A 24613-nucleotide genomic window follows, 5' to 3' on the forward strand; every position below is an offset into this window, starting at 1 on the left:
GGGGCTCTGTAATGACCGGAGGAAACATGATGCGTGGCGGACTGCTCGCGGTCCTGGGACTGCTGCTGATGCTGGCGATCCCCGCCCAGGCGGTGGAAATCGAGGAGTGGGAGACCGACGAAGGCCTGCGTGTCCTCTATGTTGCGGCCCCCGACCTGCCAATGGTGGACCTGCGTCTGACCTTTGACGGCGGGGCCTCCCGTGATGGCGACCAGAGCGGGCTGGCCTCCCTGACCAGCGCGGCGCTGCGGCACGGGACTGCGGATCTCGACGCCGACGCCCTGGCCGAGCGTTTCGAGTCCGTCGGGGCGGAATTCGGCACCAGCTCGCTGCGCGACATGGCGATCGTCAGTCTGCGCAGTCTGACCGAGCCGGACTGGATGGAGACCGCACTGGACACCCTGGCCTCGGTGCTGGCCGAACCGGCCTTTCCGGAGTCGGATTTCGAGCGCGCGCGGCGCCAGGCCCTGCAGGGCCTGCAGCGCGAGCGCCAGGATCCGGGCAGTGTCGCCAGCCGGCGGTTCTACGAGCTGATGTACGGCGATCACCCCTACGCCAACTGGCCCCGCGGCGAGCGCGAGACCCTGGAGGCCCTGCAGCCCGGGGATGCGCACGACTTCTATCGGCGCCACTACACCTCCGGCAACGGGGCGCTGGCGATTACCGGGGGCGTTGACCGGGCCACCGCCGAGACCATTGCCGCGCGCATCTCCGCGGCCCTGCCGCAGGGTTCGGCGGTCGATCCGCTGCCGCCGGTGCCGGTGCGCGACGAGCCGGTGGAGGAGCGTATCGCGTTCCCCTCCGAGCAGGCGCATATCCTGATCGGTACCCCGACCCTGCGACGCGGGGACGAGGACCACTACGCGCTGACGTTGGCCAATCATGTGTTCGGCGGTGGCGGGTTTACCTCGCGGTTGTTCCAGGAGATCCGCAGTCAGCGCGGTCTGGCCTACTCGGTCAGCAGCCGCCTGCAGCCGATGGCGGTGGAGGGCCCGTTCCGCATCGGGATGCAGACCGGCGTGGATCAGGCCGACGACGCCGTGGCGGCGCTGCGCGAGCAGCTCGTGCGCTGGCATGCCGACGGGGTGGATGCCGACGAGCTCGATGCCTCGCGCGAGAACGTGGTCAACAGCTTCCCGCTGTCGCTGGCCTCGAACAGCGATATCGTCGGCCTGCTGGGCATGATGGCCTTCTACGACCTGCCGCTGGACTATCTGGAACGCTACATCGAACGCATACAGGCGGTGGAGCTGGAGGACCTGAACGAGCGCCTGCGCGCGCGCATCCATCCGGATGCGATGGTTACGGTGATCGTGGGTGGGCAGGAGTAGGCGCGCCCCCGCCGGTCGGCCGTCCCGCATTCGCATCATCGGCGGGGCCTGGCGCCGGCGCTGGCTGCCGGTGCCGGCGGTTGGCGGGCTGCGGCCCACGGCCGATGCCCTGCGCGAGACGCTTTTCAACTGGCTGCAGCCACGGCTGCCGGGTGCCCGGGTCCTTGATCTGTTCGCCGGTACCGGGGCGCTGGGCCTGGAGGCGGCCTCGCGCGGGGCGGATACGGTGCTGCTGGTCGAGCGCGACGCCCGGGCGGCGGCGCAGCTCGAGGCCAACTGCGACACCCTTGGCGCCGGCCAGGTCCGCGTGCGCCGGGACGATGCCCTGCGCGTGCTGGCGGACCCGCCGCCGGAGGGTCGGCCGTACGACCTGGTGCTGGTGGACCCGCCGTTTCACAAGGGGCTGGTGGCGCCGGTGCTGGCGGCCCTGCGTGCGTCGGGCTGGCTGCATCCCGACAGTTGCGTGTACGTAGAGATCGAGGCCGAGGCTGATCTCGGCTTCCTGGCCGCGGACGGTTGGCGGGTCGAGCGCGAACGCCAGGGCGGGCAGGCCCGCGCCCTGTTGCTGGCGCAGGCCGAACCCGACGCCACCGACTGACGCCACAGGGCACGCTGCGCGCGACCGTTCCTTTGCAGCGGCGGGCGTCATTGGTTACGGTATCAGCGTCCTGCCCAGTGCGAAATCGCCCGACGGGCGCCCCCCCGCGCGGCTTTCGGATCACTCCGGAGTCAGATCGCTCGGTCTTGCGCTTGCCACAAAAATATAAGGGGAAACGAATGGAAGAGCCGTCCACTCCTGGTCTGACGCAAACCCGCCTCGGCGGGTTCGGCGTGATCTGCAGCCCGGTGTTCTATACCTCCAGCCTCGTAATCGCGGCCTTCGTGCTGTTCGGGGCGGTTTTTCCGGATCGCGCCGAGGTGGTCTTTAACCAGCTGCAAAGCGGGATCGGGGAGTATCTCGGCTGGTATTACATGCTGGTCGTGACGATCTTCCTGGTCTTCTCCCTGTACCTGATGTTCAGCCGCTACGGCGACGTGCGCCTGGGCGACCAGTTCGAGGCTCCGCGTTTCAGCTACACCGCGTGGTTCGCGATGCTGTTCTCCGCGGGCATGGGGATCGGGCTGCTGTTCTGGAGTATCGCCGAGCCGATGTTCCACTACCTCAGTCCGCCGCATGCGGAGGGCGAGAGCGCCGAGGCGGCCACCGAGGCCATGCGCTACACCTTCTTCCACTGGGGGCTGCATGCCTGGGCGATCTACATCGTCGTCGGCCTGTCGCTGGCGTACTACGCCTACCGCCACAACCTCCCGCTGCTGATCCGCTCGTCGCTGTACCCGTTCATCGGTGATCGGATCTATGGCCCGTGGGGGCACCTCGTCGACGTGGTGGCGCTGTTCGGCACCATGTTCGGGGTGGCCACCTCGCTGGGCCTTGGGGTCATGCAGATCAACGCGGGCCTGAACTTCGTGTTCGGGATCGAGGAATCCACCTACATGCAGATCGTCCTGGTCGCGATCATCACCCTGATCGCCGTCGTCTCGGTGGCGCTGGGCGTCGACAAGGGCATCAAGCGTCTGTCCAACTTCAATATTGGACTGGCGGCGATCCTGATCGCCTTGCTGCTGGTGATGGGGCCGACCCTGTTCATCCTGCGTCTGCTGGTGGAAAGCACCGGTGTCTATGTGCAGTCACTGCCCGCGATGAGCCTGTGGGCCGACACCATCGAGGACTCCGGCTGGGCCACCTCCTGGACCATCTTCTACTGGGGCTGGTGGATCTCCTGGGCCCCGTACGTCGGCATGTTCATCGCGCGGGTCTCGCGCGGGCGCACGATTCGCGAGTTTGTTGCCGGGGTACTGCTGGCCCCGACCGCCGCGGCCTTCGTCTGGCTGGCCGTGTTCGGGGGTACCGCGATGAGCTACGAGCTCGACGGCGTTGCGGACCTGGCCGGCGCCGTTTCGGAAAACGTGTCCACCGCGTTGTTCGTGACCCTCCAGGCCCTGCCGCTATGGGATTGGCTGGCGCTTGTGGTGATGGCAGCGGCGACCTTGCTGATCGTCACCTTCTTCGTGACCTCCTCGGATTCCGGTTCGCTGGTCATCGACACCCTGGCCTCCGGCGACGTGCGCAACCCGACCGTCACCCAGCGCGTGTACTGGGCCATCCTCGAAGGGGTGGTCGCCTCCATCCTGCTGCTGGCGGGCGGCCTGGCCGCGCTGCAGGCGGCCGCGATCAGTGTCGGGCTGCCGTTCTCGGTCATCATGCTGATCATGGTGGTCGGCCTGTGGCGAAGCCTGCACCAGACCGAGGCGATCACGCCGACCAAGTACCAGAAGGAGGCCGCGCCGCCACATACCCTGTACGGGTATACGGACGATCTGGACGACAAGATCAAGTAGGGGGTAAGCATGGCTGCGTCCCGAGTGGCGCTGCTGGGATGCGGGCTCATGGGGCAACCCATGGGCCTGCGTCTTTTGCAGGCCGGGTTTTCTGTGGTGGCCTACAACCGCACGGTCGCCCGCGCGAGCGATTTGGCGGCCGAGGGGGTCACCGTCCACAACGCCCCCGCCGCGGCCGTTGCGGAGGCCGACGTGCTGGTGCTGATGCTCAGCGATGCCGGCGCCATCGAAGCGGTGCTCGACGAGCTGCCGGACGGGGCGCTGGACGGGCGCTGCGTGATCCAGATGGCGACCATCCTGCCGGCTGAAAGCCGAGCCCTGGCACAGCGGGTCCGCGCCGCCGGGGCCTGCTACCTGGAGGCCCCGGTGCTGGGCTCTATCCCGGAGGCGCGCGATGGGCGGCTGCTGATCATGGCGGGTGCCGACCGCGAGGCGGACTTTGTCCGGGCGCGGCCGGTGCTGGCGGCCCTGGGCGAGACGCCCCGGCATGTCGGAGCCGTCGGGCAAGGGGCGGCCCTTAAGCTCGCCTTCAACCAGCTGATCGCGAGCCTGACCGCCGCATTTTCCCTCAGCCTGGGGCTGGTGCGGCGCGAGGGCGTGGAGGTGGATACCTTCATGGACATCCTGCGCGACAGCGCCCTGTACGCCCCGACCTTCGACAAGAAGCTGGGCAAGATGGTCTCCGGCGACTTCGGTACGGCCAACTTTCCGGTCAAGCACCTGCTCAAGGATGTGCGTCTGACCGAGCGCGCGGTCGAGGATGCTGGCCTGACGGCGCCCTGGCTGCCGCTAGTGGCGGGATTGTTGGAGCAGGCCGCTGAAGCGGGGCTGGCCGATGCGGACTACTCGGCCTTGTATACCGCGATTGCCCCGGAGCCCCCGGGGAAGCGTTGATTCATGTATGCGTTGGTGCGAGCCCTTTATGCACAGCGCCGGTGGCCGCAGGGGCGTCGTGGTCGGGGTCGCTGTGGTGTCCGAAGGCGGCCTGTGTAAAAAATATTTGCGCAATAAAAACAAAGGATTGCGCAGGTGTGCCCTCGGTTTCGGGCGGCAGGCCCTTGACCCCGGCGCCCTGGTTTGAACGGCAGTGGACAATTCGTCCACAAAGTTATCCACAGGTTTTCGGGGCGGGCAAAACCCCTCTCGTATTCAGGCAGTTGCCGCGCAGTCCTGAAAGGGCTTGTGCACAATGGCCGCTAACAGGTCCTTGCGCCGAATGGTGTGCTGGGGCTATGCTAGCGAACTTTTCGCCAGAACCTGCGTGAGCCGATCATGAAAGCCGACATCCATCCGAACTATCACGAAGTCAAGGTCATCTGCAGCTGTGGTACGCAGTTCCAGACCCGTTCCACGCTCTCCGGCGAGGAGATGCACCTGGACGTATGCTCGCAGTGCCACCCGTTCTACACCGGCAAGCAGAAGATCGTTGACACCGCTGGCCAGGTCGACAAGTTCAACCGCCGCTTCGCATTCTGAAGCCGCGGCGCGCCGCACGGCGCGCGATGCGACCGGACGCGTGACCGCTGCGGCGGGCGGTGTCCGACCCGACGAGGGCGCCCTGCGGGGCGCCCTCGTCTGCGTTCTGGGGGTGTGTCTGGCGTTGGTGGCCACGGCCGCGCATGGCGAGTGCGCGCTGGAGGACCAGGATGCGCGCGACCTGCAGGAGGTGCGGGTCGAAGCCGTTCGCGGCGTGGACCTCCTGCAGCTGCACGACGGGCGGCACATCCGTCTGCTGGGGCTGGCCGCGGCCGCGCCGCTCCCGGAGACGGCGACCGTGGTGCGCCCGCTGCGGTTGCACGAGGGCCTGCGGGCCGCGCTGGAGCAGCGGCTGGATGCGGCCGACCGGCGCCTGATGCTGCGCCCGGGGCAGCCGGCCCGGGATGCGGCGGGTCGCCTGCGCATGCATGCGTGGCTGCCTGACGGCCCGCTGCTGGCGGCCGACCTGATAGCCGCCGGCGCGGCGATGGCCCGTCCCGGCCCGGAGCTTGGCCCGCTGGACGACTGTTTCGATGCCGCCGAGGCCGCGGCGCGCAGCGCCCCCCGGGGGCTCTGGCTGGAGCGCCCGGCGGCCCTGCCGGTGGCGGCCCTGGAGCTGCGCGAGCGTACCCGGCCGGCGGGTCGGTTGCGCCTGCAGGGCGAGGTCGTGTCGGTGCGCACCACGTCGCGGCACTGGGTGCTGGAACTGGACGGGCCGCTGGACGTTCTCATCCAGGCGGTCGACCGCGAACACTGGCCCGCGCCCTGGCCTGATCTCGAGCCCGTGGGGCTGGTCGGCGAGGCGGTCATTCTGCGTGGTCAGGTGTATCCTTGGAGGGACCGGCTCCGGATGCGCGTCCGGCATCCACTTGATCTCGAGGTAGTTGAATAATGCGTCTGTTTTCCAAGCCCTGGCGGACGGGCGGGCGTCCGCTGTCCCTGCTGCTGGTGCTCCTGCTTGCGGCCGGTCTGACTGTGGCCATTCCCGGCTGCACGACCAATCCGGTGACGGGGCGTTCGCAGCTGATGCTGGTGTCCGAGAATCAGGCGATCAACGCCTCGCGCACAGCCTACGTCGAGATGCTTGCGCCGGCGCGCGACGAGGGCCGCATCAATGCCGATCCCGAGATGACCGCCCGGGTGCAGGGCATTGCCGAAAAGCTGGTCGCCCAGGCCGTGCGCTATCGACCGGAGACCGCTGACTGGGACTGGGAGATTGCCGTGATCGAAGCGCCCGACACCGTCAACGCGTTTGCGATGGCGGGCGGCAAGATGGCCATCTACTCCGGCATCATCGAACAGCTCGAGCTGACCGACGACGAGCTCGCGCAGATCATCGGGCACGAAATCGCGCATGCGCTGTCGGCCCATACCGCCGAGAAGATGTCGGTGGCACTGGCCAGTAACATGGCGGTCGTCGGGTATGCCATGACCGGGGAGCGTTCGCAGATTGCCCTGACCGGGGCCGCGCTGGGCGCGGCACTGGCCGTCCAGCTGCCGCATAGTCGAGCGATGGAGGCTGAGGCCGACGAGATTGGTATGGAGCTGGCGGCACGCGCGGGCTACAACCCGGATGCTGCGGCCAGCCTTTGGCGCAAGATGGCCGCACAGGCCAACGGGCGACATCCCGTCTTTCTGAGCACGCACCCGGCGCCTGAATCACGTCAGCGAGATCTGACCCGTATGGCCGACCGATTCCGCCCGCTCTACGACGAGGCGCGGCGCGGCTCCGTGCCCACGCACCCGGTCAACTGAATTCCGGCCGGCGCGCCCATGCGTCGGCGCTCGCACCGAACACAACGCAACCGTCCGACAAAAGGCCCCGCTACACCATGTCCAAGGATTTCAACCAGCGCGCGCTGGAGTACCACGAGCAGCAGCCGGCCGGAAAGCTGGCGATTCACGTGACCAAGCCCACCGCCACCCAGGAAGACCTCTCCCTGGCCTATTCGCCAGGGGTGGCGGCCCCGGTCCGTGCCATCGCCAGCGACCCGGAGCTGGCCTATCGCTATACCGGCAAGGGCAACTTGGTGGCGGTGATTACCGACGGTACCGCGGTGCTGGGCCTGGGCAACGTGGGTGCGCTGGCGTCCAAGCCGGTGATGGAGGGCAAGGGCGTGCTGTTCAAGGCCTTTGCCAACATCGATGTCTTCGATATCGAGGTGGATGCCCCACAGCCGGAGGATTTCATCAACACGGTCGCGCGTATTGCCGGGGGCTTCGGCGGCATTAACCTCGAGGATATCGCGGCCCCGCACTGCTTCGAGATCGAGCGCCGTCTGTCGGAACGCCTGGACATCCCGGTGTTCCATGACGACCAGCACGGGACCGCGATCATCACGGCCGCCGGGCTGGTGAATGCGCTGGAGATCCAGGGCAAGAAGCTCAGCGAGGCGAAGATCGTCTGCGTTGGCGCCGGTGCGGCGGGCATCGCGTCCATGCAATTGCTGGTGCGCCTGGGGGCGGCCAAGAAGAACCTGTTCATGGTGGACCGCAAAGGCCTGATCCACAGCCAGCGTGACGACCTCAACGAATACAAGCAGATCTTCGCGGTGGACACCGACGCGCGCACCCTCGCCGATGCCTGTGCCGGGGCTGATGTCTTTATTGGCCTGTCCGGGCCGGACCTGCTGACGCCCGAGATGCTGCGCAGCATGGCGCCGAAACCGGTCGTGTTCGCGCTGTCGAACCCGGACCCGGAGATCCGTCCGGAGCTCGCCCTCGAGACCCGCGATGACCTGATCATGGCCACCGGGCGTTCGGACTACCCGAATCAGGTGAACAACGTGCTCGGCTTCCCGTTCATCTTCCGCGGTGCGCTGGATGTGCGTGCGCGGCGCATCAATGACGAGATGCTGGTCGCCGCGGTGCATGCGCTCGCCGGTCTGGCCCGCGAGCCGGTGCCGCAGGTCGTACTGGACGCCTACGGCCTGGAGACGCTCGAGTTCGGGCCCAACTACATCCTGCCGACCCCGTTCGATCCGCGCTTGATCGACACCGTCCCGCCGGCCATCAGCCAGGCCGCGCGCGACAGCGGGGTCGCACGCCTGTAATCCACTACACGCCTGATCGGGAGCATCCATGCAGAAGATCGCTATCATCGGCGCCGGGCGCGTCGGCGAATCCACCGCCCAGTTCCTGGCCCGTCGTGACGTGGCCCGCGAGATCGCGTTGCTGGACGTGCGCGAGGGGGCGGCGGCCGGTGCTGCGCTCGATATCCAGGAGACTGCACCGCTGCTGCGTTTCGATACCCGCCTGACCGGCAGTCACGAACCTGCAGTCATTGCCGGCGCCGACCTCGTGATCGTCACCGCGGGGCTGCCGCGCAAGCCCGGCATGTCCCGTTCCGACGTGCTGGACAAGAACGTCGAGATCCTCGACAACATCCTCAGCGACATCCTGGTGCATGCCCCGCAAAGCCGCATCCTGGTGGTGTCCAACCCGGTGGACGTGCTGACCTACCGCGCCTGGAAGAAGACCGGCTGGAGCCGGGATCGCATCTTCGGTCAGGCCGGGGTACTGGATACCTCGCGCATGGCCGCCTTCATCGCGCTGGAGACCGGGTTGTCCACCCATGACATCCAGGCGCTGGTCCTGGGCGGGCATGGCGATGCGATGGTCCCGATGCTGCGCTATTCGTCGGTCAACGGCGTGCCGCTGGAGCACTTCATGGATCAGGAGACGCTGGACCATATTGTCGAGCGAACCCGCCACGGCGGGGCCGAGATCCTCGCGCTCAAGCAGACCTCCAGCGCCTACGGTGCGCCGGCCGCGGCCATCGCCGAGATGGTCGAGGCGATTGCCCTGGACCGGCGCCGGGTACTGCCCACGGTCGCCCTGCTGGAGGGCGAGTACGGCGAGCGCGACGTGGCCATGGGGGTGCCCTGCATCCTCGGCAAGGGTGGCATGGAGCGCGCCATCGAACTCGACCTGAATGCTGCCGAGCGTGCTGCCTTTGACCAGTCCATCGCCGGCGTGCGGAAGGACCTTGAACGCCTCGCCTGAATCCCGCCTGCCGACCCTGACCCTGGTCGACAGCAGCATCTTCGTGTTCCGCGCCTGGTTCGCCCGCGGCCTGGATCCCGACCCGCAGGGGCGTCCCGGCGGTGCCCTGCACGGCCTGGTGCACTCGCTGTGCCAGTGGCTGCCGACCTGCGCGCCTGGGCCGATTGCCTTCTGTCTCGATACCGGCCTGCGCCAGGGGTTTCGCCACCGGATCGACCCTGCCTACAAGGCCCACCGGCCGCCCGCCCCGCCGGCGCTGCGCGCGCAGTTTCTGCGCATCCGCGAGCTTCTCGACCGGCTCGGCTTCGCGACCCTGGCGGACCCGGAATACGAGGCCGACGACCTGATCGCCAGTCTGGCCCGCTCCGGCCGCGCGGCCGGTTATCGCATCGATGTGAAGAGTGCCGACAAGGATCTGACCCAGGTCATTCTGGGTGAGGTGGACCGGCTGCATGACCCGGAACGCGGCACCGACCTGGATCGCCGCGCGATCGAGAAGCGCTTCCGCATTCGGCCGGAACAGGTCGCGGACATGCTGGCGCTGGCCGGGGACGCCAGCGACAACATTCCGGGGATCGATGGGGTCGGCCCGAAAACCGCCTCGCGCATCCTGTGCCGGCTGCGCGACCTCGACACCGTGCTGGCGGACCCGGCGGCGGTCGCCCGCTGCAATATCCGCCGCGCCCCGGCGGTGGCCACGGCCATTGCCGGGGCGGCCGATCGCCTGCGGATGTCGCGCCGGCTGACCGGTCTTGCCGACCGTATCCCGGGCCTGCCGACGGTCGGACAGTTGCGCCCCCGGGGCCCGGAACCGGATGCGTCCATCTGGCTGCGGGAGCTGGGCGTCGCCCCCGATTACCATGCGCCGCTGCTGGCCGCCGCCAGTGTCTGGCCGCGCGCCGAAACGAGACAGTCCGCATGATCCGAAACCGGACCGTTTTTGCGATCCTGACCCTGACGGCACTGCTGCTGCCGGCGATCACTCAGGCCCACCCGCACGCCTGGATCGATCTGCGCATCGACTTTCAGCGCGATGCCGATGGCCAGATCACCCACATGCTTCACCATTGGCGCTTCGACCCGACGTACGGGCAGTACCTCTACGACGACGCCCAGCAGCACCAGTCCGGTGACACCCCGGAGGCACGCCTGCAGGGGCTGGCGGACGAGATCCTCGATAACCTGGACGAGTACGCCTGGTATACCCATCTGCGCGTGGCGGACGAGTCTTTGGCGATCGCGGCCGCGTCGGACCCGTCCATGGAGATGGACGCCGGGCTGCTGCACTTTCGCTTCCGCCTGGAGCTGGAGCGGCCGGTGGACCCGGCCGCGACTCCGCTGGAATACCGGATCTACGATCCGACCTACTTCATCGAGATCCTGCATCAGGAGCCGCACGGCACGCGGATCCTGTCGGCCTCCGGCCTGGCGGATGCCACCTGCCGCGCGGAGCTCGTGCGGCCGCGCCCGGACCCGGCGCTGGTGGCGCGGGCGCTGGCCCTCGATTATGGCGCCAGCGTGGACTACGACCTCGGTCAGCATTTCGCTGAACGTGTGACCGTGCGCTGCGAGTAAGGCCCATGGCGCGCATTGTCCTGTTTCACAAGCCCTGGGGCGTATTGCCGCAGTTCACCGATCCGGAGGGACGTCCGACCCTGGCGGACTACATCGCGATCCCGGGCGTCTATCCGGCTGGGCGTCTCGACCGCGACAGCGAGGGCCTGATGGTGCTGACCGACGACGGGCGTCTGAATGCGCGTCTGACCCAGCCGCGGCACAAGACCAGCAAGACCTACTGGGTCCAGGTCGAGGGCGAGCCGGATGCCGCCGCGCTGGAGGCCCTGCGCCGTGGCGTGGAGCTGAAGGACGGCCTGACGCGGCCGGCCCGGGTGGAGCGCATGGCACCGCCGGATCTCCCGGAGCGGGACCCGCCGGTGCGCTTCCGCCGCCATATCCCGACCTGCTGGCTGGCGATCACCCTGCGCGAGGGACGCAACCGGCAGGTCCGCCGCATGACCGCGGCGGTCGGCCACCCGACCCTGCGCCTGGTGCGCTACCGCGTCGGCTCCTGGACCCTGGACGGGCTGCCGCGCGGCGAGGTGCGCGTGCTCGAAACCGCCTGAGGGACACGAGAATTGCCGCGGCAGGCGGGCGAAACCGGCGGGTTTCCGTTGCGCAGTGCAGGCACCTGGCCGATGATGGAGAACCATTGATGCGAGGGTTGGGCATGCGCCTTTCCGGGAATCGATTCTTCGCGCTGGCGGCCCTGCTGCTGGCCGTGTGGCTGGCACCGCCGGTGGTCGCCGCCGAGGACGACCGCTACGTGTTCGAGCGCAGCCTGTTCCTGCTTGCCGAGCGCGCGCTCAACCGCGGTGACATGACGGCCTACCGCGCCGCCCGCAGTACGCTGATCGGCTACCCGCTGACCCCCTACCTGGACTACCGCGAGCTGGCGCGCAACCTCGGGCGCGCCGATCCCGGTGCGGTGCGCGAGTTCGTGCGCGAGCACCCGGATACCCCGCTGTCCGGGCGCCTGTACAGCAGCTACCTGAACTACCTCGCAGACGAGAAGCAGTGGTCGCGGTATCTCGATTTCATCGACGATGATCGCTCCCTCTCGGTAACCCAGGACTGTCACCGGCGCCAGGCCCTGCTGGAGACCGGCGAGCGCGACGCCGCCCTCGAGGATATGGAGTCGATCTGGCTGCACGGGCAGTCCCGGCCGTCTGCCTGCGACGCCGCGCTCAAGGCCTGGCGTGATGCCGACCGCCTGACCGACGCCCTGGCGTGGGATCGCTTCGCCCTGGCGATGGAGGCCGGGCAGAACGGTCTGGCGAGCTACCTGCGTCGCTACCTGGCGGCGGACGACCGCCCCTGGGCGGAGCACTGGCTGCGGCTGGCCAGTCAGCCGGCGCGGGTGGCGGAGGTCGATTTCGGTGGCGAGGACCACCGTGCCGCCGAGGCGATGCTGGAGCAGGCCTTTACCCGCTGGGTTCGCCAGGATCTGGATGCCGCGCTGGAGGCCTGGGAGCAGGTTGGCGAGGCGCTGGGACTCGGGTCCGAAGCGGCCGGCCGCGTGCAGCATGCGCTGGCCCTGCGGCTGGCGCTGCGCTACCGCCCGGAGGCGCTGGGCTTCATGGCGCAGCTGGATGCGGACGTCTTCGACACCCAGCTGCGTCAGTGGCAGGTGCGCTCCGCACTCTACGAGGGCGACTGGGAGACGGTGATGGATGCGATCCGCGCGATGGATCGCGAGGTGCGCAGCGAGGCGGCCTGGCAGTACTGGTTTGCCCGCGCCCTGGAGCAGACCGAATCCCTGGAGGCGGCGCGCGGCTTCTACGAACGCGCCGCGCGTGAACGCAATTTTTACGGCTTCCTCGCCGCCGACCGCCTGGATCAGCCCTACCGGATCGGTCATGAGGCGCTGGCGATCGACGACGAGCGGCGCACGGCGACCCGGCAGCATGCCGGCATGCAGCGCATGCACGAGCTGGTGCGTCTGGATCGCTACGCCGAGGCGCGCCGCGAGTGGACCCATGCGGTGGGCCGCATGGATGCGGACGAGCTCGCGGCGGCCGCGCGCAGCTTTGCCGACTGGGGCTGGCATGACCGCGCGATCTTCACGGCCGCGCGGGCGCGCGCCTGGGACGACATCGAGCTGCGTTTTCCGCTGGCCTTCCAGGACCTGATCGTCGGCGGGGCCCGCGAACAGGCCATCGACCCGGCCTGGGCGATGGCGATCGCGCGTCAGGAGAGTGCCTTCCTCCATGACGTGCGTTCCGGCGCCGGTGCCCTGGGGGTCATGCAGGTCATGCCGGCGACCGGGCGTTCCATCGCCTCGGCGGCCGGGGTGCGGGTGGCCTCCGACTGGGACATCCTCGACCCGGCGACCAATGCCCGCCTCGGGACCTACTACCTGCGACGCAACCTGGACCGGTTTGGCGGGCACAGCATGCTGTCCACGGCCGCCTACAATGCCGGGGCCCACCGGGTACGTTCCTGGCTGCCCGAGGATCGGGCGTTGGACCCGGACATCTGGGCGGAGCTGATCCCCTTCTCCGAGACCCGTGACTACGTGCGTCGGGTGTTTGCCTACCGCATCCTGTATGCGGTGCGCCTGGGGCAGGAGCCGCCGTCGCTGTCGACCCTGATGTACCCGGTGACGCCGCAGGACCGCCTGGCCTCGAGCCGCGAACAACACCTGGCCAGCCTGCAGGGGCCGCAGGGCATTGTCCTCAGCCGCGCCTTCTGCGATGCCCCGGGCTACACCGACACCCCCTGCTAACCGCCCCGCGCGTGTGCGCCGGATTTTTATCGCGCAGCATCACGGATGCACGAAGAAGGTCAAGGGCGGTTTACAGGAAGGTTCGAAGATCAGAAGGAAAGCAGACGCATGGCTCGGGGGCGGGGTACGACGCTCAGGGCCAGGCGGTCTCCGTGAGCGCTCCCCCTGGGCGCCGCATCACCAGAGGAATCCTTCTTCTCTTCCCGCCTTCCTGTGAATCGCTTTTGCCCCGGCCCTTCTGCGTGCGCTTCGTGGCGCACACAAGGGCCGGTCAGCCGCGGATGATGTCCTCGCGCATGCGGCTGGCGATGCCGTTGGCCAGTTGCTGCCACTCGGCCGCCAGGGGGGCTTCCAGGTGTTCCTCGGTGGTGGCCTTGAAGTGGCGCATCCAGACCGCCAGGTCGGCCTCGGTCAGCTGCAGGGGCGCGTGCTTGCCCACCATGTCGATGGTCGGTGGCTGCTCCAGGCGGCCCCCCAGGTTCATGCACCAGAAGTCGGTGATGCGCCGCACGTGATCCGGGAAGTCCTGGATGCGCTCGAAGTGATGACCGATCTCGGGGTCGTCCGAGAGGCGGCGGTAGAAGTCGTCGATCACCGTGCGGATGCGCTCGGCGCCGATCTTGTCGCAAAGGGGTTCCAGCTTGCGAAAGGCCATGAGGGTCTCCTGACGAATCCTGCGGCAGCCGCTACCCTGCACCCAGGAGCGCAACCGGATACCGAGGATGAACCGATTCGATTCAGCGGGCCCCGATGCCGTGGCGGCGGCGGTGGCCCAGTGCATTGCCGACCATACCGGAACGCCGTTCGAGCCGACAGGAAGCCAGGCCTGTTCCGGGGGCTCCATCAACCAGGCGCAGCGCCTGACCGGGACCGACGGCCGCGAATTCTTCGTGAAGCTGAGTGGCGCGGGCGGCGCCGCGATGTTTGCGGCCGAGGCGCGCGGGCTGGAGGAACTGGCGCGCTGCGAGCGGCTCACGATCCCGGCGGTGATCGGTACCGGCGCGGCGGGGGGCACCCACTTCCTGGTGCTGGAGTATCTGGCCCTGGGCGGGCCGCGGGACGGCGAGGCCCTGGCGCGGGGTATCGCCGACATGCACCGGAAGACCCGACCCCGCTTCGGGCTGGACCACGACAACTACATCGGCACCACGCCGCAGTCGAATACCGAGCACGATGACTGGGTGTCGTTCTATCGGGACGAGCGCCTGGGCTTCCAGCGCCGACTGGCGCGCGAGCGCGGGGCGGCCGCGTCCCTGCTGGGGGCGCTGGAGGAGCTGGAGTCCGCGCTGGGCGGATTCTTCAGCGACTACCGGCCACAGCCGTCGCTGCTGCATGGCGACCTTTGGAGCGGCAACTGGGGATTCCTGGCGGACGGGCGTGCCACCATCTTCGACCCCGCCGTGTACTACGGGGACCGCGAGGCCGATCTTGCGATGATGGAGCTGTTCGGACACCCGGGGCAGGACTTCGTCGCGGCCTACGATGCGATCCTCCCGATCGACCCCGGCTTCGGGGTACGGCGCACGCTCTACAACCTCTATCACATCCTCAATCACGACCACCTGTTCGGCGGCGGCTACGGTGCTCAGGCCGAGCGCATGATCCGCCAGCTCCTCGCGGAGCTGCGCTGATTGCTTGGCCCGAGGCTCACGAAGAAGGTCAAGGGCGGTTTTACAGGAAGAAGGGAAGTCAGGAAGCGGTCTTGTGGTGCGGCTGCGGGGTGCGGCCCCGTGCTGTCGTCTTTGCGTGCGGTTGCGGCTGGCGGCGGCCCTAGCCCTCCAGCCCATTTTCTCCTTCCGATCTTCCAACCTTCCTGTGAATCGCTTTTGACCTGGCGCTTCTTCGCGGGCTTCGTGGTGAATCAGGGTTTCAGCGGCCGAGTTCGCGCGAGCGCTCGGCGGCGGCGGCCATCGCGCGGCGCATCAGCCCACGCAGGTCGCCTTCCTCCAGCACCTGCACGGCGCGTTCGGTGGTGCCTCCGGGGGACGTTACGCGGTGGCGCAACTCGGCGGCGCTCTCATCGCTTTCCGCCGCCAGTCGGGTGGCGCCGGCCAGGGTGCCGAGGGTCAGCTCCAGGGCGGTGTCTGCCGGCAGGCCCAGCGCCTGCGCCGCCTCCTGCATGGCCTCGATCATCAGGAACACGTAGGCGGGGCCGCTGCCGGAGGTCGCGGTGACTGCGTGCATCTGCTCCTCGTCGTCCACCCAGATGGCGCGCCCGGCAGCTTCCAGCAGCCGGGTGGCCGTGGCCCGATCCTCGTGGCTGGCCGTGGCGGCGGCATACAGGCCGGTAACCCCGGCGCCCACCAGCGCGGGGGTGTTCGGCATCGCGCGTACCAGCCGCGTGGACGCGCCGAGCCAGCCGGACAGCTGGCCCGTGGTGATGCCCGCCGCCACCGAGATCACCAGCGGCTGCCCGCGGTCGGTCGCGGCACGCAGCGCAGGGGCCAGGTCGGGCAGCGTCTGCGGCTTGACCGCCAGCACCAGGGTGGCGCAGTCGGCGGCAAGGTCCTCGGCCTCGGCGCTGGCCAGGCCCGGATAGCGCCCCTGCAGGTCACGTACGCGCTCTGCGTTCTTGTCCGCGATGGCGATGCCGCTGGCGGCATGGCCGGACTGGATCAGCCCCTGGATCAGGGCCTCGCCCATGTTGCCGGCTCCGATGAAGCCGACCTCGTATCGATGCTCGGTCATTTGGACTCCTTGTGTCCCGGGCGGGGGCCGAACAGGGCCGTGCCGATGCGGATCAGAGTGGCGCCCTCGAGGATGGCGGCCTCAAGATCGCCGGACATCCCCATCGACAGGGTGTCCAGCGTATGGCCACGTTCGTTCAGGGTATCGCGCAGGGCGCGCAGGCGTGCAAACGGTTCGCGCTGGCGCTGCCGGTCTTCCTCCGCGGCCGGCAGCGTCATCAGGCCGCGCAGTTGCAGCCGCGGCAGTTCGGCGACGCAGGCGGCGAGGGCCGCGCATGCCTCCGGAGTGACACCGGCCTTCTGCGGTTCCTCGCTGATGTTGACCTGCAGGCACACCTGCAGCGGCGGCATGTCGGCCGGGCGCTGTTCGGACAGTCGCCGGGCGATGCGTTCGCGGTCGATGGTGTGTACCCAGGCCGCGCGTTCGGCCACCGCGCGGGTCTTGTTCCCCTGCAGGGCCCCGACGAAATGCCATTCCAGTCCGAGCGGCTCCGGGGGTGCCTCGAGGCCATCGTACTTGGCGACCAGTTCCGGCACGTAGTTCTCGCCGAAGGCCGTCTGGCCCAGTGCGTGCAGGGCACGGATCTCGTCGCTGTCGCGCGTCTTGCTGACGGCCAGCAGGCGGACCGAGGCAGGGTCGCGCCCGGCCTCGCGGCAGGCGCTCTTGATGCGGCCGCGAACGGCCTTCAGGGCATGGTCTGGTGCGGTCATTTCCCTATGATATAGTCCGGAAGAACTCAACGGCACCGTGGTTTTCACGGGGCTGCCAGGCGACAGGGGGTAGCGGTTGCGGCTGCCGCCGGGTGTTCGGCGCGGCCGGGCGCCAAGCCCGACCACAGGGGGATGCATGGATATCACGCAGCTGCTGGCGTTTTCGGTCAAGAACGGGGCCTCCGACCTGCACATCTCCGCGGGGATGCCGCCGATGGTGCGCATCGACGGCGATATGCGCCGGGTGAATGTGCCGGTCATGGACCACAAGGAGGTCCAGGGCCTGATCTACGACATCATGAACGACCGCCAGCGCAAGGACTACGAGGAGTTCCTGGAGACGGACTTCTCGTTCGAGGTCTCGGGGCTGGCGCGTTTCCGTGTCAATGCCTTCAACCAGGACCGTGGCGCGGCCGCGGTGTTCCGGACCATCCCCTCCAAGGTCCTGACGCTGGAGGAGCTGGGCGCCCCGCGCATCTTCGAGGAGATCTCGAACTACCCGCGCGGCATCGTACTGGTCACCGGCCCCACCGGCTCGGGCAAGTCCACCACGCTGGCGGGCATGGTCAACCACCGCAACGAGAATGACTACGGCCATATCCTCACCATCGAGGACCCGATCGAGTTCGTGCACGAATCGAAGAAGTCGCTGGTCAACCAGCGCGAGGTGCACCGCGATACCCACGGCTTTTCCGAGGCCCTGCGCTCGGCCCTGCGCGAGGACCCGGACACCATCCTGGTCGGCGAGCTGCGTGACCTCGAGACGATCCGCCTGGCGCTGACCGCGGCTGAGACCGGCCACCTGGTCTTCGGCACCCTGCATACCAGTTCGGCGGCCAAGACCATCGACCGTATCGTCGATGTCTTCCCGGCGGCGGAGAAGGACATGGTCCGCGCGATGTTGTCCGAATCGCTGCGCGCGGTCATCGCGCAGACCCTGATGAAGAAGATCGGTGGCGGGCGCATCGCGGCGCACGAGATCATGCTCGGCACGCCGGCGATCCGGAACCTGATCCGCGAGAACAAGATCGCGCAGATGTACTCGACCATCCAGACCAGTGCCGGCACCGGCATGCAGACGCTCGACCAGTGCCTGAAGGACATGCTGGCGCAGGGCGTGATCAGTCGCGAGGATGCCCGCCGCAAGGCGGCCAACCCGGATTCCATTTGATCGATACGGCCCGCTTGGCGTGAACGCCGCACCGGGTATCAGGGGAGAGCGCCATGGATCGTGACAAGGCGATCAAGTACATGCATGACCTGCTGCGGGCCCTGGTGGACCGGGGCGGGTCGGATCTGTTCATTACCGTGGGGATGCCGCCGGCGGCCAAGATCGACGGCCGCGTGGTGCCGATGACCGAGCAGAAGCTGACGCCTTCGCACACCCAGGCGCTGGTGCGCTCGCTGATGAACGACAAGCAGTCGGCGGAGTTCGAGCGCCACCAGGAGTGCAACTTCGCGATCGGGTTGACCGGGGTCTCGCGCTTTCGCGTGAACGTCTTCACCCAGCGTGGCAGCCCGGGCATGGTGCTGCGCACCATCAATTCGGTGATCCCGAGATTCGAGGATATCCAGATGCCGCCGCAGCTGGAGAAGATCACCCAGGAGCGGCGCGGGCTGGTGATCTTTGTCGGTGGCACCGGGTCGGGCAAGTCCACCTCGCTGGCAGCGATGATCGGCTACCGTAACCGCACTGCGGCCGATCACATCGTCACCATCGAGGACCCGATCGAGTTTGTGCACGAGCACGACAAGAGCATCATCACCCAGCGCGAGGTCGGGGTGGACACCGAGGGCTACGAGATCGCGCTGAAGAACACCCTGCGCCAGGCGCCGGACGTGATCCTGATCGGCGAGATCCGCGACCGCGAGACCATGGATTACGGGATTGCCTTTGCCGAGACCGGGCACCTGTGTCTGTCCACGCTGCACGCCAACAGCACCAATCAGGCGCTGGATCGCATCATCAACTTCTTCCCCGAGGACCGGCGCGAACAGCTGCTGATGGACCTGTCGCTGAACCTGAAGGCGGTGATCTCGCAGCGCCTGGTGCGCAAGGAAAGTGGCGAAGGCCGGGTGCCGGCGGTGGAGATCATGATCAACACCCCGCTGATGTCGGACCTGATCCTGAAGGGCGAGGTGCACGAGATGAAGGAGCTGATGTCGCGTTCCCGCGAGCAGGGGATGCAGACCTTCGACCAGGCCCTGTTCGATCTCTACGAGAAGCGCCAGATCAGCTACGACGAGGCGCTGCGCAACGCCGACTCGGTGAACGATCTGCGCCTGCGCATCAAGCTCGACAGCCAGCGTGCCCAGGACGACGGGGCGCCGGCGGTGAAGGATGAAGGCAAGGGCCTGGCGGTGGACGAGCACCCCGAGGACTTCAACCTGCGCTAGCGCGTCGGGTCAGGGAAGCAGACATATGAGCCAGTTGCAGATCGAGCCCTACCTGAAACTGATGGCGCAGAAGGCCGCGTCGGACCTGTTCTTCCTGACCGGCGCGCCGGCCAGCATCAAGGTCGACGGCCAGCTCCAGCCCATCTCGCGCAAGGCACTGACTCCGGGCCAGGCGGAGACCATCGCCCGCGAGATGATGACGGAGCGTCAGGCGGAGATTTTCGAGCGCGAGACGGCGGTGAACTTCGGTCTGTCGCGCGAAGGGCTGGGGCGCTTCCGTGTGAACGTCTATCGTCAGCGTGGCGAGGTGGCGATGGTCATCCGCTTCATCCGCGTGGCGATCCCGACTATCGAGCAGCTGGGTCTGCCCCCCGTGCTGAAGGATCTTGTCTCGTATAACGACGGGCTGGTGCTGATCGTCGGGGCGACGGGCACCGGGAAATCGACCACCCTGGCGTCGATGATCGACTACCGCAGCACGAACAAGAGCGGGCATATCCTTACGGTCGAGGACCCGATCGAGTTCCTGTTCAGCCACAAGCGCTCCATCGTGGGCCAGCGCGAGGTGGGGATTGATACCCCCAGCTACGACCATGCCCTGCAGGAGGGCATGCGCGAGGCGCCGGACGTGATCATGGTCGGCGAGGTGCGTTCACGCGAGACCATGCGCGCGGCCCTGACCTATGCCGACACCGGCCACCTGGTGCTGACGACCCTGCACGCGACCAACGCCACCCAGGCGCTGGATCGGGTAATCAACCTGTTCCCCGAGGACAACCGCCCGCAGATCCTGTCGGACCTGTCGCTGAACCTGCGGGCCATCGTCGCCCAGCGCCTTCTACAGACCAAGGACGGACGGCGCGTCGCCGCGCTGGAGATCCTGATCAATACGCCCTATATCAGCGAGCTGATCCGAGACGAAAAGGTCAACGAGATCAAGGAAGTCATGGCGAAGGGTGCATCCGTGGGCATGCAGACTTTCGACCAGGCAATCGTGAAGCTGTTCAAGGCCGGGGACGTGATGCTGGACGAGGCCCTGAACAAGGCCGACTCGCGCGCCGATCTCGAATGGCGCCTGAATTTCGGCGGCGGTGTGTCCACCGCCGACGAGACCGAGGAGGAGCTGAAGCTTCCGGACAAGTAGGCGCCGGCTGGCCGGCGAAGCCCCTGCCAATGTCGGGCCTAGGCGCGTTCCGGCTCCGGAAAGACGTCGGCGGCCGCAAACACCGGCCCGTCCACGCAGACCCGTTTCATGGCCACGCCCTCGGGGGTTCGAACCGGTACCGTGCAGCCGGCACAGCCGCCCACTGCGCAGGCCATGAACTCCTCCAGCGAGACCTGGCAGGGCAGGTCGAACTCCGCCGCCAGCTCCGCGCAGGCCGCGAGCATCGGATGCGGGCCGCAGGCAAAGAGCTCGACCTGATCCCGTTCTGCCGGTGCGAGCGTCTTGAGCCAGGCCCGGGCGAGATCGGTCACGAAGCCGTCGTGGGCGCCGGGGATGCCGGCCTTCGAGGTCAGGCGGCAGGCGACACCCCAGTCCTCCAGCAGCGGCAGGGTCGCGATCGCGCCGTGCGGCAGGCCGGGCCAGAGGATCTCGGACGGGCGCGGATGAAACGGAAATGGCACTTCCGAGCCGAGGACCGCGTGGGTCTGGCCGGCCTCGCCCCGCAGGTGCAGGTGGTGGGCCAGAAAGATCATCGGCGGGATGCCGACGCCACCGCCCAGCAGCAGCCGTTTCGGACGCTCCGGGTGCAGCCGGAACGGCTGCCCGATCGGGCCGAGCACGCTCAGGGTGTCGCCCTGCGCCTGCTGTGACAGCGCGAGGGTGCCGTCGCCGACCACCTTGTAGAGAAACTCCACCCAGCCGGCCTCGCGGTCCACGCGCTGGATCGACAGCGGGCGTCGCATCAGCAGGCGTGGCGCGCACTGGAGGTGGGCGAACTGTCCGGGCTGCGCCGCCCGGGCGCATTCGGGCGCATGCACGCGCAGGATCCACTGGTCGGCGCCGGCGTCGTGATGGTCCAGGATACGGCCGTTTTCCTGGAAGATCGTGCCGCGGTGGGGGCGTGAGGCGGTCTCGGGCACAGTCATGCGGTGTCCTCGGTGGGCAGGGTCCAGACCGGCCGACCGGCCACCCAGGTCTCGCGGACCTGGCCGGCGAAGGTCCAGTCGAAGAAGGGGGAGTTGTGGCCTGCGCTGAGCCAGTCCGCGTGGCGTACCTCGTGCATCGCTTCCGGGTCCCAGAGCACGAAGTCGGCGCGCGCCCCGGGGGTCAGCCGGCCCTGGGCGAAACCTAGGATGTCCGCCGGTCCGGTGGTCACCCGGGCCAGGGCCTCGTGCAGGCCCATCAGGCCGTCCTCGACCAGGCGCAGGGTCAGCGGGAGCAAGGTCTCCAGGGCGGAGATGCCGGGTTCGGTGCTGGCGAACGGGCCCAGCTTGCTGTCCGGCTCGTGTGGCTGGTGATCGGAGCAGATCGCGCTGATGTCGCCGCGCGCGACCGCGGCACGCAGCCCGTCGCGGTCGCGCTGGCCGCGCAGCGGCGGGATCACGTGACCGTTCGGGTCGTATTCGGCGACATCGACCTCGGTCAGGAACAGCTGGTGGGCGGCCACGTCCGCGCTGACGGGCAGGCCTTCGGCGCGGGCCTTGGCGATCATCTCCGCGCCGCGCCGGGTCGACAGCCGTGCCACGTGGACCCGCGCGCCGGTCTGTTCCACCAGTGCCAGGATCGCGCCCAGTGCGGCAGTCTCGGCGGCCTCGGGGATGCCGGCCAGGCCGAGACGGGTGGATACCGCACCCTCGTGCATGCACCCGGAACCGGTCAGTGACGGGTCCTGGGCCGCGAGCACGGTGGTCAGACCAAAGGTGTTCGCGTACTCCAGGGCGCGCCGCAGGACCAGCAGGCTGGCCAAGGGTCGGCTGGCGTTGCTGACGCCACGTGCCCCGGCCTGTACCAGGGCGGCCATCTCCGCAAGCTGCTGCCCTTCGAGCTGGTGGGTCAGCGCGCCGAGTACGTACACGCGGACGCCGCAGGCCTGGCGCGCCCGCCGGTTGATCAGTTCCACCTCGGCGGGCGAATCGATGGGTGGCTCGGTATCCGGCGGCACGACCACGCTGGTGATGCCGCCGCGGGCGGCCGCAAGGGTCTCGCTGGCGATGGTGGCCTTGTGCTCCTGGCCTGGTTCGCGCAGGCGTGCCGCGAGATCGATCAGGCCGGGCATCAGCCAGAGCCCGCGCGCGTCGATCCGCCGGCGGGGCTCGAAGCCTTCGGGGATCTGGCCGCGCGCGAGGATCTCGCTGCCCTGCACGCAGAGGGAGCCGATGGTGTCGAAACCGTCCACCGGGTCGAGGATGCGGGCGTTCTCGATCAGTACGCTCATGCCTGATGCGCCCCCATGACCATGGACATCACGGCCATGCGTACGGAGATCCCGTAGGTGACCTGTTCCAGGATCACCGAGTGGGGTCCATCGGCCACGGCGGATTCGATCTCCACGCCGCGGTTGGCCGGGCCCGGGTGCATCACCAGGCAGGTGGGATGGGCCAGCTGCAGGCGGCGCGAGGTCAGGCCGAACAGCTGGTAGTACTCGTGTTCGGAGGGCAGGTGAGCATGCTCCATGCGCTCGCGCTGCAGGCGCAGCATGATGATCACGTCGACGTCCTTGAGCCCCGCGTCGAGGTCGTTGTAGACGTGCACGCCGAGCTGGTCGACATCCGCCGGCAGCAGCGAACAGGGCGCGACCACGCGCACCTCGCCGGTCTGCAGGATGTTGAGCGCGTGGATCTGCGAGCGCGCGACGCGCGAATGCAGGATGTCGCCGACGATCGCGACCTTCAGCTTGGTGAAGTCGCCCTTGTGGCGGCGGATAGTGAACATGTCCAGCAGGGCCTGGGTGGGGTGCGCGTGGCGGCCGTCGCCGGCATTCAGCACGCTGATCCCGGGGGCCACGTGGCGGGCGATGAAATGTGCGGCTCCGCTCTCTTCGTGGCGAACGACGAACATGTCGACGTTCATGGCCTCGATGTTGCGCAGGGTATCCAGCAGGCTTTCGCCCTTCACCGCGGAGGAGGTGCTGATGTTCACGTTCAGCACGTCGGCGGACAGGCGCTTCGCGGCCAGCTCGAAGGTGGTGCGGGTACGGGTGCTGGCCTCGAAGAACAGGTTGACGATGGTCTTGCCGCGCAGCAGCGGAACCTTCTTCACCGCCTTCTCGTTCATATTCGCGAACGACTCGGCGGTGTCCAGGATCTCGTTCAGGAGGTCGCGGTTCAGCCCTTCGATGGTCAGCATGTGGCGCAGCTGACCGTCGTCGGTCAGCTGCAGGCGATTCGGCAGCGGGCCCGGCTGCGGGAGCCGCGCGCCCGGGTGGGCGATCTGGGAGTCATTCATCCTGCTGTGTCCGGCCGCTCAGGCTTCCGGCTCCTCGGGGTCGATGGCCACCCGCTCCAGGCGCAGCGGTTCGGGGCCGCGCAGCTTGATCTGTTCGCTGCCGCCGAGCTCCATGTGGGCCCCCACGATCGCGGCCTCGATGGGCAGTTCGCGGCCGTCGCGCTCCACCAGCACGGCCAGGGCCACCGATGCCGGCCGGCCGTAGTCGAACAGCTCGTTCAGCGCCGCGCGGATCGTGCGTCCGGTAAACAGCACATCGTCGACCAGCAGGACATGTTCGCCGTCGAGATCCTCCGGGAGCTCCGAGGGCCGCACCTGGGGGTGCATGCCGATGCGCGAAAAGTCGTCGCGGTAGAAGCTGATGTCCAGCCGCCCCAGCGGGCGCTCCACGCCCAGGCGATTGCGCAGGTGTTCGGCGATCCATACCCCGCCGGAGTGGATGCCCACTACAACGGGGTTCTCGATCCCGCGGACCTTGAAGTAGTGGCGGGCCTGTTCGGCCATGTCGTCGAGCAGGGTCGGGACGTCCGGCGTCATGATGCGTTCTCCAGAAACCAGCCTTCGAGGATGACCGCGGCGGCGTGGGCATCCAGCCCCGGGTCGTTGCGCCCCGGCCGGCTGCGCTCGCGGGCCAGGTGGGATGTCAGATGCTCGTCGCACCAGTATACCGGCAGGCGGTAGCGCTCTTCGAGCGCGCGGGCAAAGGCCCGGATGCGTCGCGCCAGCGGGGTCGGCTTGCCGTCCGCCTGGGTCGGCCAGCCGACCACGAAGCCCTCGGGGCCCCACTCGGCGATCAGGCGGTCCAGGGTCGGCCACAGGTCGGGTGCGTCGGTGGCCAGGGTGCGCAGTCCGCGCGCCGCGCCGGTCAGCTCTTCGCCGACCGCGATGCCGATGCGGCGCCGGCCGTAGTCGAACGCCAGCAGTCCCACGC

The 24613-nt window shown here is 68.3% G+C and carries 25 protein-coding genes; 17 read left to right on the top strand and 8 right to left on the bottom strand.

Annotated elements, in window-relative coordinates; all coding sequences use genetic code 11:
• Window positions 1-26 precede the first annotated feature (26 nt).
• The 13 genes from D000_RS0101340 to D000_RS0101400 all read left to right on the top strand — a co-directional run bounded on the left by D000_RS0101340 (window position 27) and on the right by D000_RS0101400 (window position 13497).
• A complete protein-coding gene (locus tag D000_RS0101340) occupies window positions 27-1331 on the top strand; it encodes a pitrilysin family protein (protein ID WP_018871751.1) in 1305 nt (434 codons plus the stop codon).
• Window positions 1318-1929: a 16S rRNA (guanine(966)-N(2))-methyltransferase RsmD gene (gene rsmD, locus D000_RS0101345; protein ID WP_018871752.1), complete on the top strand. Its 612-nt coding sequence runs from the start codon at window positions 1318-1320 to the stop codon at window positions 1927-1929. Before D000_RS0101340 ends, rsmD begins: the two co-directional genes overlap by 14 nt.
• A gap of 179 nt (window positions 1930-2108) precedes the next feature.
• Window positions 2109-3731, top strand: a complete 1623-nt coding sequence (locus tag D000_RS0101350) for a BCCT family transporter (RefSeq protein ID WP_018871753.1) — start codon at window positions 2109-2111, stop codon at window positions 3729-3731.
• 9 nt (window positions 3732-3740) lie between these two features.
• Window positions 3741-4625: an NAD(P)-dependent oxidoreductase gene (locus D000_RS0101355; protein WP_081616619.1), complete on the top strand. Its 885-nt coding sequence runs from the start codon at window positions 3741-3743 to the stop codon at window positions 4623-4625.
• A gap of 378 nt (window positions 4626-5003) precedes the next feature.
• On the top strand, window positions 5004-5207 hold the full coding sequence (gene rpmE / locus D000_RS0101360) for a 50S ribosomal protein L31 (protein ID WP_018871755.1): 204 nt from the start codon (window positions 5004-5006) through the stop codon (window positions 5205-5207).
• A 40-nt stretch (window positions 5208-5247) separates the two neighbouring features.
• Window positions 5248-6099 (top strand): hypothetical protein, encoded by an 852-nt coding sequence (locus tag D000_RS0101365; protein ID WP_018871756.1) that lies wholly within the window; start codon window positions 5248-5250, stop codon window positions 6097-6099.
• Window positions 6099-6962 (top strand): M48 family metallopeptidase, encoded by an 864-nt coding sequence (locus D000_RS0101370; protein ID WP_018871757.1) that lies wholly within the window; start codon window positions 6099-6101, stop codon window positions 6960-6962. The genes D000_RS0101365 and D000_RS0101370 overlap by 1 nt, the downstream gene beginning before the upstream one ends.
• A gap of 77 nt (window positions 6963-7039) precedes the next feature.
• Entirely contained in the window at window positions 7040-8260 is a 1221-nt protein-coding gene (locus D000_RS0101375; protein ID WP_018871758.1) for a malic enzyme-like NAD(P)-binding protein, read from the top strand.
• A gap of 28 nt (window positions 8261-8288) precedes the next feature.
• Window positions 8289-9212, top strand: a complete 924-nt coding sequence (mdh, locus tag D000_RS0101380) for a malate dehydrogenase (protein WP_018871759.1) — start codon at window positions 8289-8291, stop codon at window positions 9210-9212.
• A complete protein-coding gene (locus D000_RS0101385) occupies window positions 9196-10134 on the top strand; it encodes a 5'-3' exonuclease H3TH domain-containing protein (protein WP_018871760.1) in 939 nt (312 codons plus the stop codon). The genes mdh and D000_RS0101385 overlap by 17 nt, the downstream gene beginning before the upstream one ends.
• Window positions 10131-10787, top strand: a complete 657-nt coding sequence (locus D000_RS0101390) for a DUF1007 family protein (protein WP_018871761.1) — start codon at window positions 10131-10133, stop codon at window positions 10785-10787. Before D000_RS0101385 ends, D000_RS0101390 begins: the two co-directional genes overlap by 4 nt.
• A gap of 5 nt (window positions 10788-10792) precedes the next feature.
• Window positions 10793-11335 (top strand): pseudouridine synthase, encoded by a 543-nt coding sequence (locus tag D000_RS0101395; RefSeq protein WP_018871762.1) that lies wholly within the window; start codon window positions 10793-10795, stop codon window positions 11333-11335.
• Window positions 11336-11439: 104 nt separating this feature from the next.
• Window positions 11440-13497 carry a transglycosylase SLT domain-containing protein gene (locus tag D000_RS0101400; RefSeq protein ID WP_018871763.1) on the top strand — a complete coding sequence of 686 codons (2058 nt, stop codon included), beginning with the start codon at window positions 11440-11442 and terminating at the stop codon, window positions 13495-13497.
• A gap of 271 nt (window positions 13498-13768) precedes the next feature.
• On the opposite strand, the gene D000_RS0101405 is transcribed toward D000_RS0101400, so the two are convergent.
• Complete coding sequence (locus D000_RS0101405; RefSeq protein ID WP_018871764.1) at window positions 13769-14152, bottom strand: group III truncated hemoglobin; 384 nt, start codon at window positions 14150-14152, stop codon at window positions 13769-13771.
• Window positions 14153-14219: 67 nt separating this feature from the next.
• On the opposite strand from D000_RS0101405, the gene D000_RS0101410 reads away from it, so the two are divergent.
• Complete coding sequence (locus D000_RS0101410) at window positions 14220-15128, top strand: fructosamine kinase family protein (protein WP_018871765.1); 909 nt, start codon at window positions 14220-14222, stop codon at window positions 15126-15128.
• Window positions 15129-15366: 238 nt separating this feature from the next.
• Here the strand turns inward: D000_RS0101410 and proC are convergent, their stop codons facing one another.
• Window positions 15367-16185 carry a pyrroline-5-carboxylate reductase gene (gene proC / locus D000_RS0101415; RefSeq protein ID WP_018871766.1) on the bottom strand — a complete coding sequence of 273 codons (819 nt, stop codon included), beginning with the start codon at window positions 16183-16185 and terminating at the stop codon, window positions 15367-15369.
• Complete coding sequence (locus tag D000_RS0101420) at window positions 16182-16895, bottom strand: YggS family pyridoxal phosphate-dependent enzyme (RefSeq protein WP_018871767.1); 714 nt, start codon at window positions 16893-16895, stop codon at window positions 16182-16184. The genes proC and D000_RS0101420 overlap by 4 nt, the downstream gene beginning before the upstream one ends.
• A 136-nt stretch (window positions 16896-17031) precedes the next feature.
• Here D000_RS0101420 and D000_RS0101425 point away from each other — a divergent pair, with 136 nt between their 5' ends.
• Genes D000_RS0101425 through D000_RS0101435 form a run of 3 tightly spaced genes read left to right on the top strand, consistent with a single transcriptional unit; the run spans window position 17032 to window position 20436 of the window.
• A complete protein-coding gene (locus D000_RS0101425; RefSeq protein WP_018871768.1) occupies window positions 17032-18066 on the top strand; it encodes a type IV pilus twitching motility protein PilT in 1035 nt (344 codons plus the stop codon).
• Between the two features lie 53 nt (window positions 18067-18119).
• On the top strand, window positions 18120-19292 hold the full coding sequence (locus D000_RS0101430; RefSeq protein ID WP_018871769.1) for a PilT/PilU family type 4a pilus ATPase: 1173 nt from the start codon (window positions 18120-18122) through the stop codon (window positions 19290-19292).
• 25 nt (window positions 19293-19317) lie between these two features.
• Window positions 19318-20436 carry a PilT/PilU family type 4a pilus ATPase gene (locus tag D000_RS0101435; protein ID WP_018871770.1) on the top strand — a complete coding sequence of 373 codons (1119 nt, stop codon included), beginning with the start codon at window positions 19318-19320 and terminating at the stop codon, window positions 20434-20436.
• A gap of 38 nt (window positions 20437-20474) precedes the next feature.
• Here the strand turns inward: D000_RS0101435 and D000_RS0101440 are convergent, their stop codons facing one another.
• Genes D000_RS0101440 through ruvX form a run of 5 tightly spaced genes read right to left on the bottom strand, consistent with a single transcriptional unit; the run spans window position 20475 to window position 24611 of the window.
• Window positions 20475-21383 (bottom strand): dihydroorotate dehydrogenase electron transfer subunit, encoded by a 909-nt coding sequence (locus D000_RS0101440; RefSeq protein WP_018871771.1) that lies wholly within the window; start codon window positions 21381-21383, stop codon window positions 20475-20477.
• Entirely contained in the window at window positions 21380-22672 is a 1293-nt protein-coding gene (locus tag D000_RS0101445; protein WP_018871772.1) for a dihydroorotase, read from the bottom strand. Before D000_RS0101445 ends, D000_RS0101440 begins: the two co-directional genes overlap by 4 nt.
• Window positions 22669-23682, bottom strand: coding sequence for an aspartate carbamoyltransferase catalytic subunit (locus tag D000_RS0101450; RefSeq protein WP_018871773.1), 1014 nt, complete (start codon window positions 23680-23682; stop codon window positions 22669-22671). Before D000_RS0101450 ends, D000_RS0101445 begins: the two co-directional genes overlap by 4 nt.
• Window positions 23683-23700: 18 nt before the next feature.
• Window positions 23701-24219 (bottom strand): bifunctional pyr operon transcriptional regulator/uracil phosphoribosyltransferase PyrR, encoded by a 519-nt coding sequence (gene pyrR / locus D000_RS0101455; RefSeq protein WP_018871774.1) that lies wholly within the window; start codon window positions 24217-24219, stop codon window positions 23701-23703.
• Complete coding sequence (ruvX, locus tag D000_RS0101460) at window positions 24216-24611, bottom strand: Holliday junction resolvase RuvX (RefSeq protein ID WP_018871775.1); 396 nt, start codon at window positions 24609-24611, stop codon at window positions 24216-24218. Before ruvX ends, pyrR begins: the two co-directional genes overlap by 4 nt.
• Window positions 24612-24613 lie beyond the last annotated feature (2 nt).

This window comes from Thioalkalivibrio sp. ALJ16, from assembly GCF_000377345.1.
In the GTDB taxonomy this organism is placed as follows: Bacteria; Pseudomonadota; Gammaproteobacteria; order Ectothiorhodospirales; family Ectothiorhodospiraceae; genus Thioalkalivibrio.

Coding starts and splice junctions, on each gene's coding strand:
- D000_RS0101340 (WP_018871751.1), top strand. CDS start 27: ATGATGCGTGGCGGACTGCTCGCGGTCCTGGGACTGCTGCTGATGCTG.
- D000_RS0101350 (WP_018871753.1), top strand. CDS start 2,109: ATGGAAGAGCCGTCCACTCCTGGTCTGACGCAAACCCGCCTCGGCGGG.
- D000_RS0101355 (WP_081616619.1), top strand. CDS start 3,741: ATGGCTGCGTCCCGAGTGGCGCTGCTGGGATGCGGGCTCATGGGGCAA.
- rpmE (WP_018871755.1), top strand. CDS start 5,004: ATGAAAGCCGACATCCATCCGAACTATCACGAAGTCAAGGTCATCTGC.
- D000_RS0101370 (WP_018871757.1), top strand. CDS start 6,099: ATGCGTCTGTTTTCCAAGCCCTGGCGGACGGGCGGGCGTCCGCTGTCC.
- D000_RS0101375 (WP_018871758.1), top strand. CDS start 7,040: ATGTCCAAGGATTTCAACCAGCGCGCGCTGGAGTACCACGAGCAGCAG.
- mdh (WP_018871759.1), top strand. CDS start 8,289: ATGCAGAAGATCGCTATCATCGGCGCCGGGCGCGTCGGCGAATCCACC.
- D000_RS0101390 (WP_018871761.1), top strand. CDS start 10,131: ATGATCCGAAACCGGACCGTTTTTGCGATCCTGACCCTGACGGCACTG.
- D000_RS0101395 (WP_018871762.1), top strand. CDS start 10,793: ATGGCGCGCATTGTCCTGTTTCACAAGCCCTGGGGCGTATTGCCGCAG.
- D000_RS0101400 (WP_018871763.1), top strand. CDS start 11,440: ATGCGCCTTTCCGGGAATCGATTCTTCGCGCTGGCGGCCCTGCTGCTG.
- D000_RS0101405 (WP_018871764.1), bottom strand. CDS start 14,152: ATGGCCTTTCGCAAGCTGGAACCCCTTTGCGACAAGATCGGCGCCGAG.
- D000_RS0101410 (WP_018871765.1), top strand. CDS start 14,220: ATGAACCGATTCGATTCAGCGGGCCCCGATGCCGTGGCGGCGGCGGTG.
- proC (WP_018871766.1), bottom strand. CDS start 16,185: ATGACCGAGCATCGATACGAGGTCGGCTTCATCGGAGCCGGCAACATG.
- D000_RS0101420 (WP_018871767.1), bottom strand. CDS start 16,895: ATGACCGCACCAGACCATGCCCTGAAGGCCGTTCGCGGCCGCATCAAG.
- D000_RS0101425 (WP_018871768.1), top strand. CDS start 17,032: ATGGATATCACGCAGCTGCTGGCGTTTTCGGTCAAGAACGGGGCCTCC.
- D000_RS0101430 (WP_018871769.1), top strand. CDS start 18,120: ATGGATCGTGACAAGGCGATCAAGTACATGCATGACCTGCTGCGGGCC.
- D000_RS0101435 (WP_018871770.1), top strand. CDS start 19,318: ATGAGCCAGTTGCAGATCGAGCCCTACCTGAAACTGATGGCGCAGAAG.
- D000_RS0101440 (WP_018871771.1), bottom strand. CDS start 21,383: ATGACTGTGCCCGAGACCGCCTCACGCCCCCACCGCGGCACGATCTTC.
- D000_RS0101445 (WP_018871772.1), bottom strand. CDS start 22,672: ATGAGCGTACTGATCGAGAACGCCCGCATCCTCGACCCGGTGGACGGT.
- D000_RS0101450 (WP_018871773.1), bottom strand. CDS start 23,682: ATGAATGACTCCCAGATCGCCCACCCGGGCGCGCGGCTCCCGCAGCCG.
- pyrR (WP_018871774.1), bottom strand. CDS start 24,219: ATGACGCCGGACGTCCCGACCCTGCTCGACGACATGGCCGAACAGGCC.